This window comes from Streptomyces sp. NPDC054849 (assembly GCF_053610945.1).
Genome location: NZ_JBSGZI010000102.1, coordinates 18955 through 30132, shown reverse-complemented (window position 1 = coordinate 30132; position 11178 = coordinate 18955). Strand labels below are relative to the sequence as shown.

Sequence of the window (11178 nt, the reverse complement as noted above, 5' to 3'; positions counted from 1 at the left end):
GTCCTCCCGGACCGCCTTACATTCTTAGGGACACAGTCATACCGGGCCCGGAGGCCAGCGGCCCCATTGCAGGACCGCGAAAAAGATAACGGGGGAGGTGCCGGGGGAGAGACCGGTGGGGTGCGGGGCGGGATGGGGCGCGTGGGGAGCCGGTGGTGTGGGTGGGGCGGTTCAGCGGGAGGTGTCGAACACTTCGTCCCGGGTGGCGGCCAGCGCGCTCTCCAGCGCGCCGTGCAGGACCGGCCGTTCCCGTACCTCGCCGGGGACCAGCCGGGGCCGGGAGGGGGCCAGTTCGGCGACCTCGGCCTCCAGCAGCGCGCGCAGCGGCTCACCGCCCGCGCTGATCGCGGCCCCGGCGAGGACCACGATCTCCGGGTCCAGCACGGCGACGACCGAGGCGAGTCCGGTGGCGAGCGCGGTGGCGTAGGCCTGGAGGAAGGCCAGGTGCGGCCCCTCGGGCGTGGCGGCGGCCCGCGCGAGCAGCGCGACGGCGACCGCGACCTCCGGGCTGTGCGGGCCGCGCGGGCCGGGCGGGGCGTCAGGCGTCTTGGCGGCGTCCGTGGCGTCAGTGGCGTCTGCGAGATCGGGGGCGGGCCCGGGCGGGGCATCGACGCCCAGCTCCGCGGCGAGCAGAGGCAGCCCCTCCACGCCGGCCAGCTCCTGGTAGCCGCCGGAGTTCGCCCGGGCGACCTGCCGGACCAGCGGGCGGCCCGGCACGGGCAGGAAGCCCACCTCGCCCGCGCCGCCGGTCCAGCCGCGGTGCAGCCGGCCGCCCAGCACCAGGGCGGCGCCGAGGCCCTCCTCGTTCCACAGCAGGACGAAGTCCTCGTGGCCGCGGGCCGCGCCGAGGCGCTGTTCGGCGACGGCGGCGAGGTTGACGTCGTTCTCGTACTCGACGGGCATCGGCAGGGCCGCCGCCAGGTCGTCGAGGAGGGTGGGGGAGTGCCAGCCGGGGAGGTGGCTGGCGTAGCGCAGCCGGCCGGTGTGCGGGTCGAAGGCGCCCGGTGTGGCGATGACCACCCGGTGCAGGTCGGAGCGGTGCAGTCCGGCGGCCTTGACGGCTCCGCCGAGGGCTTCGGTCACCTGGTCGAGGGCCTGCGCACCCTCCGTGTACGGGACCTCGTGGGAGGCGATCACCGTGCCGGTGAGGTCGGCGACGGCGGCCAGTACGCGTCCCGGGGTGACGTCGAGGCCGCCGACGTACGCGGCCCGCGGGTTGATCGCGTACAGCTGGGCGCTGGGGCCGGGGCGACCGCCGTCGGTGCCGGTGGCCACGACGAGTCCGGCGGCTTCCAGGCGGGCCAGCAGCTGGGAGGCGGTGGGCTTGGACAGTCCGGTCAGGTGGCCGATGCGGGTCCGGGACAGGGGGCCGTGCGTCAGCAGGAGTTCGAGTGCGGCCCGGTCGTTCATGGCGCGCAACAGGCTGGGCGTTCCGGGCGTGGCGGCGGGCATCGAGCGGCTCTCCCTCACCGAAGTGATCTGTTAGGTAAGTTTCCTATCACTGTTCGAGCCGTGTCAATGGCGCTGCCCCGCAGGTCGTCCACGAAGGACCTGCGGGGCAGCGGAGTGGGCGCGGCTACTTGGTGATGCGCGGCCCGGCCGGCGGCGGGATCGGGGCGGTGGCCAGCGACTGCGGGGAGGCCGGGTTCGCCAGTGCGGACGGCGGGGCCACGGCGGCCGACGGATCCGCCGGGGCCTCGTCCTCGTCCTCGGCCGGCACACCGCCGATGATCCGGATGCCCGCGGCGTCGAAGGCCTCCTTGATCCGCCAGCGCAGCTCCCGCTCCACCGCGAACTGCTGGCCCGGCATCGTCTTCGCGGAGACCTTCACCGTCATCGAGGCGAGCAGCACCTCGTCCAGGCCCAGCACCTCGACGGGGCCCCACAGGCGCTCGTCCCACGGGGTCGTCTTCGCCATGGCGTCGGCGACCTCCTGGACCACCTCGCGGATCCTGGACAGGCTCTCCGAGGGCTTGACCTGGACGTCCACGCCCGCCGTCGCCCAGCCCTGGCTGAGGTTGCCGATCCGCTTGATCTCGCCGTTGCGCACGTACCAGATCTCGCCGTTGTCCCCGCGGAGCTTGGTCACACGCAGTCCGACCTCTATGACCTCGCCCGAGGCCACGCCCGCGTCGATCTTGTCGCCCACCCCGTACTGGTCTTCCATGATCATGAAGACGCCGGACAGGAAGTCGGTCACCAGGTTGCGGGCGCCGAAACCGATGGCCACACCGGCCACACCGGCACTCGCGAGCAGCGGGGCCAGATCGATTTTCAGCGCGGCCAGGACCATCAGAGCGGCCGTACCGAGGATCAGGAACGAAGCCACCGATCGCAGGACCGAGCCGATCGCCTCCGAACGCTGGCGCCGCCGCTCGGCATTGACCAGCAGCCCGCCGAGCGCCGTGCCCTCGACCGCCTCGGCGCTGGAGTTCATCCGGTTTATCAGCTTGGTCAGCGCCTTGCGGACCGCCGAGCGGATGACCGCCGCTATGACGACGATCAGCAGGATCCGCAGACCGATGCTCAGCCAGGTGGCCCAGTTCTGCTCGATGAAGCTGGCGGCCTCGGTGACGCTTGCCTGCGCCTCCTTGACCGAGGCGGGCGCGTCCGGGACTTCGGCTGCCGACGGCAGCAGAGCGGCGGGCCAGGGCACGACGGAAACCTCCAGGTATAGCGGTCTGCCCGCCGGGGTCCCCCCTGGACGGAGTCCGGGGTCGGGTGTGCGTGCAGAACAACCACACTAACGGGGCAATCCCTTCACCTTGGCGCCCTGTTCGAGGGAGAGACCAGACTCACCTGGGGATGAACTGACTGTGGTTGAAAACACCTCGGACCCGTTACGGGCTCGTGGTGGCGCTTCGACCAGCCGTAAGGAGAGACTGGAGAGCAGATCGTCCCGGCGCGAGCCACGCGCCGCCGGCGTACAAGGAGGCAGTCCGTGCCGCACGTCCTGGTCCTCAATGCGTCGTACGAGCCCCTCGGCGTCGTACCGCTCCGCCGCGCGCTCGTCCTCGTCCTGGAGAACAAGGCAGTCTCCCTGGAGGAATCCGGCGCCTATCTGCACAGCGCGACGAGGGTCGTCCCCGCTCCCAGCGTGGTTCGGCTCAAGCGCTTCGTGCGGGTCCCCTACCGGGGGCCCGTTCCACTCACCCGGCGCGCCCTGTTCGCGCGCGACGGCGGCCGCTGCATGTACTGCGGGGCCGTCGCCACCAGCGTCGACCACGTCATCCCGCGCAGCCGGGGCGGCCAGCACGCCTGGGACAACGTCGTCGCTGCGTGCCGCCGCTGCAACCACGTCAAGGCCGACCGGCACCTGCTGGAACTCGGCTGGCGCCTGCGCCACCAGCCGGCGCCTCCCTCGGGCCTGGCCTGGCGCATCATCGGCACGGGGCACCGGGATCCGCGGTGGATGCCGTACCTCCAGCCGTACGGGGCCGAGGACGCGCTGGAGCGCATCGGAGTCGCGGCGTCATAGGGCCCGGCCTCCCGGGGCTCCGCCTCGGACCCGCGCCTCAGGTTCTCCAACCCCGCCCGCGTTCGAGGCGCGAGGTCCGGGGCCGGCCCCCTCCCTGCAGCGGTGCCGCACCCGGACACGTGCGGGCCCCGGCGCCGACGCGGCCCCGCCCCGGCTACGGCGTGACCGCGTACGCCTCCGCCGACCAGAGGGAGCACCCGTAGCGCGTCGCGCGCCGGTCGCACGTGACCCGCAGGAAACGGGTGTCCGGGGCGTCCAGCCGGAAGGACTCGTGGCCGCCCCGGGAGGCCGTGACGGCCGCCGCCGACCGCCAGGTCACCCCGTCCGCGGAGGTCTCCACCCGGTACGCCGACGGGTACGCCTCCTGCCAGTGGAGCTCCAGCCGCCCGATCCGCGCCGGGGCGGGCAGCTGCGCCTGCCACCACGCGCCGTCCACCGCGGGTGAGGACCAGCGGGTGGTCGCCGAGCCGTCCACGGCCGCGGAGGCCGGGAAGGCGGGGGTCTCGTCCGCCGAGGAGCTCGCCCGCGCGGTGCGCAGCAGGTCCGGGCCGCCGGTACGGGGCACCGCCCGCACGGTCAGCGTGCGGGTCTCCCCGTCGAAGGTCACCGGGACCTGGTAGCTGCCCGGCGGGGTCGTCGCGGCGACGCTGACCTCCAGCGGGATGGAGGCCTGACCGCCGCGCGGCACCACCGCGACCTGCGGGAGGCGGACCTCGATGCCCGCCGGCGGCTGCGCCGACAGCGGGCCGCGGACCTCGCCGGGGCCCAGGGCGGACAGCTGAGCCGAGACCCGCTGCGGGGCGCCGCCGATCTCGGCGTCGGCCTTGCCCCCGTCCGCCAGCTCGAAGCGGGCCCGGGGGCCGTCCCCGAACCACGGGACCACCCGGTGCACCGCGGGCGCGGCCCCGGCCCAGGCCAGGCGCACCGCGTCCGCGCGCAGCCCCGCCGTGTCGACCTGGGTCCAGCCCGACGCCGCCGCGTCGGCGACCTTGCGCCAGCCTTCGCCCGGTACGTGGACCTCCACCACGGCGCCCCGCGCGCCCGCCGGGAACGGGTCCGTCATCACGGTCACCGCCGACACCGGTCGCGCGGAGTCCAGCCGCACCGTCCAGGCCTGCGCGTCCTTCGTCACCGTGCCGGTCGCGCGGGCGACACCGGTCCAGGCGTCCGCCTCCGCCGCCGCCTTCGCCAGGAAGGGGTCCAGGACGGCCTTGTCCACCTGGGCGGGTCCCGGCTCGGCCAGCGCCGTGCGTGCCTCGGCGAGGGCCCGGGAGGCCTGCCAGGCGGCCGCCCCGTCCCCGCGGGCCTGGGCCTGCAGGACGTCCACGGCCAGTTCGCCGGCCGCTCCGTAGCGCGACAGCCGCTCCAGCCAGGGGCCCGCCTCGTCCGACAGGGCGGTCAGCCGGGCGGGGGCCTCGCGCAGCACCGTGAACGCCTTGCGCAGCTCGGTCCCGGCCGCCGGATCACCCGCGGCCCGGGCCTTCCAGAACTGTTCGACCAACGGCTTCAGGTACGCCGACTCCTCCTGCTTGAGCCCGGACGACGCGGTGTTCCCGGCCAGCGCCGCCACCGCCTCGCGCTCCCGCGGGTCGGAGCCCGCGAGATCGCGCACCGCCGCCTGCCAGGACTCGCCGGCCCGGTAGCCGCGCGGGTTCCAGGCGAAGTCCGCCGCCGTGAAGAGCGGGATCCGCGACAGGATGGGCTGCTGCATCGCGTTGGCCAGCAGCGCCGCCGAGCCGCCCGCCACCGCGGGATCGCGGCCGGCGTACGGGCCGAGGAAGATGCGGCCCGGATCCCAGTCGTTGACGGGGTAGTTGTCCATGGTGATCAGGGGCTGCTGTCCCAGGGCGGAGCGCGCCCCGGCCAGTTCCCTGCCCGTGATCGTGCGCGGCACCACGCCCACGCCCGTCCAGGCCACCTGCACCCGGGCGTCCAACGCGCCCGCCAGGGCGGTCCGGTAGGTGGTGGCGCCCTCCTGGTAGTACTCGGTCGGCAGCAGCGACAGCGCGGGCGCGCCCGGATACCGGGCGGCCAGGTGCGCCGCCAGCTCGTTGGCGACCTCCGCGTGCGCCTTCGCGGCCGCCGCCGGCCCCTTCCCGTACCGCTCCCGGTCCGCCCGGCAGCCCCACTCGGTGTAGCTGACGTCCTGGAACTGCACCTGGAAGGCCTGGAAGCCGAGGTCCCACATCGCGTCCAGTTTGCGGGCGAGCGCCGCCCGGTCGGCCGCCGAGGACAGGCACATCGACTGCCCGGGGGTGACCGCCCAGGCCAGGACCACCCGGTTGGCGCGGGCCCGCTCGGCCAGGGCGCGGAACTCCTGCTGCCGCTCCTGCGGATAGTCCTCGCGCCAGCCCGTCGTGCGGTACGGGTCGTCGCCGGGCGCGATCAGCAGCCGGTTCTGCTTGGTGCGGCCCATGAAGTCCAGCTGGGCGAGGCGCTGTTCCCCGGTCCACGGCTGCCCGTAGAAGCCCTCGGTGATCCCGCGCACCGGAGCGGCCGGCCAGTCCCGCACCAGGACCCCGGGCACCTTCCCGCCGCCCGCCGCGATCAGCTGGCGCAGCGTCTGCGCCGCGTGGAAGAGCCCCTCCTCGCCGACGCCGGCCAGTGCGACAGTGTCCCGCCCGCCGGGCCGTCCCACGGCCAGCCGGTAGCCGCCGTTCGGCAGGTCCGTGGCCGCGGTCGCGCCCAGCGCCAGCAGGGCCTCCTGCGCGCCCGCGTCCTGGAGCCGTACGAGGGTGCCCCGGTCGGGCAGCGGTGCCCCGGGGGCCGGCTCGTGCACGGTCCGCACGCCCGCCTTGCGCAGGGCCTCGCGCACCACCTGGACGGCGTGCGGGTCGGCGTCGGCCGGAGCGACCAGCACGGCCTCCGTGCCCAGCGGCACCTCGCGCGCCGGATCGGCGGTCATCGACTGCGGCCGGGGCCACACGGCGGGCCCGTCGGCGGCCGTCCGGGGTGTGTCGGCGCCGGGGTCGAGCACGGGGCCGACGGTGCCGTTGGCGCCGACCGCGGCGGCGGCGCCGCCGCCGGCCGGTGCGCGGGTCGGCGTGTCCGGGGCGGAGGGCGCCGCGAGAGTACCCGGTGGCGCGGAGGCCACGGCTCCGCCCAGCAGCGACCCGATCACCGCCACGGCGGCGGCCGTCGCCCGCTTCCTGCCCCTGAGCTGCACAGAGCCTCCTCGTCCCGAGACGTCCCCCACTCGCACGAATGAGCCCGAGCCCACCACTCGTGCGGCTGGAGTGTCAATGCGGGCGGGTGATCTGCCCCGGATGTGCCAGGAATGCGGTCCCTCCGAGTGGGTATGGCTGCCGTGTTCCCCGGCGGCGTCCCGCCCTTCTGCACCACGCTTCTGACTCACCCTCATGCCCTCATGCCCGCACGCACGAAGGAGCGCCCGTTGATGGACGACCTGGCCCGGCTCGCTGCCCTGTACGGCATCGCCACCGCCTACCAGCCCGCCGCGAACGTCACCGTCCAGGTGCCGGAGACCACCGTCAGGGCCGTCCTAGGCCTGCTCGGAGTGGCCACGGACGACGCGGAGAGCATCCGGGTGTTCGCCGAGAGGGAGTCGCAGGAGGCGGCCGGGCGGCTCCTGCCGCCGACGGTGGTGCTCTGGCAGGGGGAGCCCGTGCCGCCGGAGCCCGCCGCCCTCCCTCCGGGCACCCGGGTCCGCGTGGTGGCCGAGGAGACGGGGGAGGAACTCGCGTGGGGCCCGGGACTGCCCCTGGGCGTCCACCGGCTCACCGCCCGGGCATCCGACGGGCGGACCACCGACGCCACCCTGGTCGTGGCCCCGGAGCGGGCGCCCGCCGCGCCCGAGCGGACCCACGGGCTGCTCGTCCAGCTCTACTCCCTGCTCTCCGAGCGTTCCTGGGGCATGGGCGACCTCGGCGACCTCGCGGAACTCGCCCGCTGGGCCGGCCGCACCCACGGCGCCGGTTTCATCCAGGTCAACCCGCTGCACGCGGCCGTGCCGGGCGCGCCGACCGACCCCTCCCCCTACCGGCCGTCCTCGCGACGCTTCCCGGACCCGGTGCATCTGCGGATCGAGGACGTCCCGGAGTACGCCGCCTGCCCCGACCGCGAGGCCCTCGCCGGACTCGCCGGCCAGGGCGCGGAGCTGCGCCGCCGGGTACTGGACAAGGGCGCGCTGATCGACCGGGACGCCGTCTGGGACCTCAAGCGGCAAGCCCTGGAGCTGCTGTACGCCGTCCCGCGCACACCCGAACGGGAGGCCGACTACCGGTCGTTCTGCGCCGAGCAGGGAGATCCGCTGGACGTGCACGCCGCCTGGTGCGCCGGGCACGCGGGGGAGGACCCGAAGGAGCGCGAAGACTTCCACCGCTGGCTGGTCTGGCTGACGGACGGCCAGCTCGCCGCCGCCCAGCGGGCCGCCCGGGAGGCGGGTATGGCGGTGGGCATCGTGCACGACCTCGCCGTCGGGGTGCACCCGAACGGCTCCGACGTCTCCGGGTCGCCCTGTTATGCCGGGCGCATCTCGGTCGGGGCGCCGCCCGACGCCTTCAACGCGCGCGGCCAGGACTGGGGGCTGCCGCCGTGGCGTCCGGACCGGCTGGCCGCCACCGCCTACGCCCCCTTCCGGTCGCTGCTGCGCGCGGTGTTCCGCTACGCCGGCGCGCTGCGCATCGACCACGTCATGGGGCTGTTCCGGCTCTGGTGGATCCCGGAGGGGACTTCGCCCGCCGAGGGCACCTACGTCGGCTACGACGGCGAGGCCATGCTGGCGATCCTGGTGCTGGAGGCCCACAGGGCCGGCGCCCTGGTCATCGGCGAGGACCTCGGGACGGTGGAGCCGCGGGTGCGTCGGGAGCTGGCCCGGCGCGGGGTGCTCGGTACCTCGGTGCTCTGGTTCGAGCGGGACTGGGCCGGCGGCGGGAGCCCGCTCGCACCGCGGGCCTGGCGGGCCGACTGTCTGGCCACCGTCACCACCCACGACCTGCCGCCCACGGCCGCCAAACTCGCCGGGAGCCATGTGGAACTGCGCGACCGGCTCGGCCTGCTGACCCGTCCGGCGGAGCAGGAGCGGGCCGAGGACGCCGCCGACACCGCCGAGTGGCTGGAGCTGCTGGACGGGCTGGGACTGGACACCAAGGGCGAGGAGGCCGCCGTACGGGCCCTGTACGGGTTCCTGCTGCGCACCCCCGCGCGGCTGGTGGGCGTCTGGCTGCCCGACGCGGTGGGGGACCGGCGGCCGCAGAACCTGCCGGGGACCTGGGATCAGTACCCCAATTGGCGGCTGCCGGTCGCCGACGCCGGCGGGCGTCCGCTGACGCTGGAGGAGCTGGTCGCCTCGCCCCGGGCGAACGCCCTGCTGAGCGCCGTGGGGGAGGGTGTGCGCCCTCGTACGGCACCCCCGGGCGCGCGCCCCGTTTAGGTGTTCGCTACGTTGGCACCGTGGACAAGAAGAACGCTCTGCGCGCCGGCGCCGTCACGGCCGGAACGACGCTGATGATGCTGCTGATGACGTCTCCCGCCCTCGCGGTGACCCGCGACGACGGTGACGACCCGGGCCCCGGCCTGAGCATCGGCGAGACGCTCGGCCTGTACGTGGCGCTGCCGATCGTGCTGTTCCTGGGCATCGCGGGCCTCGTGATGCTCCTCGACAAGTCGGACAGGCCGCAGAAGCGGGCCTGAGCCGGTCCGGCCCCGCGGGGTCGGGACTGCAGGACTTCCCGGGCGCCGGGGGTCAGCACCGCCGATTCGTATCGGCCGTGTGGTGACCCCCGGCGCCTTGTCGTGTCTTCAGACGCCGGCCAGTAGTTTGCGGAGCAGGCCGGTGAGTACGCCGACCTCTTCGTCGGTGAGCCCGTCGAGTGCGGCGCGCTGTACTTCCAGACCGGCGCTGACGGCCTCGTCGATGAGCGCGAGGCCGCGGTCGGTGATCGTCACCTGCAGCCCCCGCCGGTCGTGCGGATCGGGCTTGCGGCAGAGCAGCCCGGCCTTCTCCAGCTTGTCCAGCCGCCCGGTCATGCCGCCCGTGGTGAGCATGAGCGTGGCCGAGAGCTGGCGGGGCGAGAGCGTGTACGGGGCGCCCGAGCGGCGCAGGGTGGCGACGACGTCGAACTCCCCGCGCGAGATGCCGAAGCGCGCGTAGCGCTCCTCCATCGCGTCGCCCATGGCCTTGGCGATCCGGTAGATGCGTCCGAAGACGGCCATCGGGGCCGTGTCCAGATCGGGTCGCACGGCGAACCACTGGGCTGTGATCGCGTCGACTGCGTCCTTGTCCTCACTCATGGGGGCCAGTATCCGGCTTCCCTCAGATCGTTCGCAAGAAAGTTGCTTGACGCTAAGTAGCTTAGCGCTAAGCTACTTAGCAGCAATCGAATCGGGGGAGGGGTCGTCATGGTGGCGCGGTTCAGGGGGAAGACGGCGAAAGCCGGGGACGCGAAGGTCGCGGGGGAGCGGTCGCTGCTCCTCGGCATCGGTATCAGCGCGGTCGGGATCGGCATGTACATCCCGTTCTCGCTCGTCTTCTTCCACCACGTCACCGGCCTCTCCTTCACCCTCGTCGGCCTCGTCATGACGGTCACGGGGGTGGCCGGGCTGGCCTTCATGCCGCTGGCCGGCTCGGCCGTCGACCGGTTCGGCGCCAGGAAGGTCAACCTCGTGCTCTACGGGATACGGGCGCTCGGCTTCGCCCTCTATCCCTTCGCGAGCACCCTGCCCGCCTTCGCGGCCGTCGCCCTCGTCACCGCGCTCGCCGACCGTTCCTTCGGGGTCGTGCAGCAGTCCCTGATCGGGGAGGTGGCGCGGGGCGCCGCCCGCGACCGGCTCCAGGCGTCCACCCGGGCCCTGCAGAACGCCGGGATGGGGGCGGGCGCCCTGCTCGTCTCCGGAGTGCTGGCGCTGTGGGGGACCGGCGGATTCGCGTACACCGCCTGGGGCAACTCCCTCGCCTTCGTCCTCGCCGGACTGCTCGTCAGCCGGGTCCGCCCCGTCCGCCCGGCCGGCGGCCACGCGGCCACCGGCTCCGCGCCGCGGCCGGCCGCCGGGTACCGGATGGTCCTGCGCGACCGCCCCTTCCTCGGGCTCACCGCCGCCAACTTCCTCACCGCGCTGGGCTACTCCGCCCTCTCCGTCCTCTTCCCGCTCTACCTCTCCACCTGGCTGGCGGCCCCCGACTCCCTCACCGGAGCCGCCTTCACCGTCAACACCGCCCTGTGCGCCGGCATCGGCGTGCTCGTCGCGAGCCGGGTACGCCGCTCCGGCGCCCGCCGCACCCGCTCGGCCGCCCTCGGGGCCCTGCTCTTCGCCGCCGCCTTCGTCGGACAGATCGCGCTCGGCACGCTGCGCCCCGGCCGGACCGCGACACTGGTCGCCCTGCTGGTCATCGTCGTCGTCTACACCCTCGGCGAACTGGTCCACAGCCCCTCCGGCGGCGCCCTGTCGGTCTCCGCCGCCCCCGAGGCCGTCCGCGGCCGCTACCTGGCCACCTACCAGCTGTCCTACTCGCTGGCCGGCGCGCTCGCCCCCTCCCTCTTCACCGCCCTGCTCGCCGTCGACGGCCGCCTGCCCTGGGCCGTCCTGACCGCCGCCGCCCTCGGCGCCTCCCTGGCGCTGCTCCGGCTGGAGCGGCACCTGCCGGCCGAGGCCGTGCACGCCGAGCCGCCGGCCCCCGCCGCGTCCCCGGGCCCGCCCGCCCCGGTGCCGGCGCCGGCCGCCGCCTGAACCCGGCCCCGCCC

Annotated in this window: 8 protein-coding genes; 4 read left to right on the top strand and 4 right to left on the bottom strand. The window is 74.7% G+C overall.

Translation table 11 applies throughout. The features are described from left to right. Positions 1–171: 171 nt before the first annotated feature. Both ACWGIF_RS31385 and ACWGIF_RS31380 read right to left on the bottom strand, forming a co-directional pair. Positions 172–1452, bottom strand: a complete 1281-nt coding sequence (locus ACWGIF_RS31385; protein WP_453502544.1) for an ROK family protein — start codon at positions 1450–1452, stop codon at positions 172–174. 124 nt (positions 1453–1576) lie between these two features. Beyond that, positions 1577–2656 carry a mechanosensitive ion channel family protein gene (locus ACWGIF_RS31380; RefSeq protein WP_453502543.1) on the bottom strand — a complete coding sequence of 360 codons (1080 nt, stop codon included), beginning with the start codon at positions 2654–2656 and terminating at the stop codon, positions 1577–1579. A 285-nt stretch (positions 2657–2941) separates the two neighbouring features. Between ACWGIF_RS31380 and ACWGIF_RS31375 the strand changes: the two genes are divergently transcribed. Next, entirely contained in the window at positions 2942–3478 is a 537-nt protein-coding gene (locus ACWGIF_RS31375) for an HNH endonuclease (protein ID WP_189737015.1), read from the top strand. Positions 3479–3632: 154 nt separating this feature from the next. On the opposite strand, the gene ACWGIF_RS31370 is transcribed toward ACWGIF_RS31375, so the two are convergent. Then, positions 3633–6644, bottom strand: a complete 3012-nt coding sequence (locus ACWGIF_RS31370) for a beta-N-acetylglucosaminidase domain-containing protein (RefSeq protein ID WP_453502541.1) — start codon at positions 6642–6644, stop codon at positions 3633–3635. 201 nt (positions 6645–6845) lie between these two features. Between ACWGIF_RS31370 and ACWGIF_RS31365 the strand changes: the two genes are divergently transcribed. Together ACWGIF_RS31365 and ACWGIF_RS31360 are read left to right on the top strand one after the other, a co-directional pair. Continuing rightward, entirely contained in the window at positions 6846–8870 is a 2025-nt protein-coding gene (locus tag ACWGIF_RS31365) for a 4-alpha-glucanotransferase (protein ID WP_453502539.1), read from the top strand. A 20-nt stretch (positions 8871–8890) separates the two neighbouring features. Then, positions 8891–9130, top strand: coding sequence for a hypothetical protein (locus tag ACWGIF_RS31360; protein ID WP_453502538.1), 240 nt, complete (start codon positions 8891–8893; stop codon positions 9128–9130). 108 nt (positions 9131–9238) lie between these two features. On the opposite strand, the gene ACWGIF_RS31355 is transcribed toward ACWGIF_RS31360, so the two are convergent. Continuing rightward, on the bottom strand, positions 9239–9730 hold the full coding sequence (locus tag ACWGIF_RS31355) for a MarR family winged helix-turn-helix transcriptional regulator (protein WP_453502536.1): 492 nt from the start codon (positions 9728–9730) through the stop codon (positions 9239–9241). Between the two features lie 108 nt (positions 9731–9838). On the opposite strand from ACWGIF_RS31355, the gene ACWGIF_RS31350 reads away from it, so the two are divergent. Continuing rightward, positions 9839–11164 (top strand): MFS transporter, encoded by a 1326-nt coding sequence (locus tag ACWGIF_RS31350; protein ID WP_453502534.1) that lies wholly within the window; start codon positions 9839–9841, stop codon positions 11162–11164. Positions 11165–11178 lie beyond the last annotated feature (14 nt).

Coding starts and splice junctions, on each gene's coding strand:
- ACWGIF_RS31385 (WP_453502544.1), bottom strand. CDS start 1,452: ATGCCCGCCGCCACGCCCGGAACGCCCAGCCTGTTGCGCGCCATGAAC.
- ACWGIF_RS31365 (WP_453502539.1), top strand. CDS start 6,846: ATGCCCGCACGCACGAAGGAGCGCCCGTTGATGGACGACCTGGCCCGG.
- ACWGIF_RS31355 (WP_453502536.1), bottom strand. CDS start 9,730: ATGAGTGAGGACAAGGACGCAGTCGACGCGATCACAGCCCAGTGGTTC.
- ACWGIF_RS31350 (WP_453502534.1), top strand. CDS start 9,839: ATGGTGGCGCGGTTCAGGGGGAAGACGGCGAAAGCCGGGGACGCGAAG.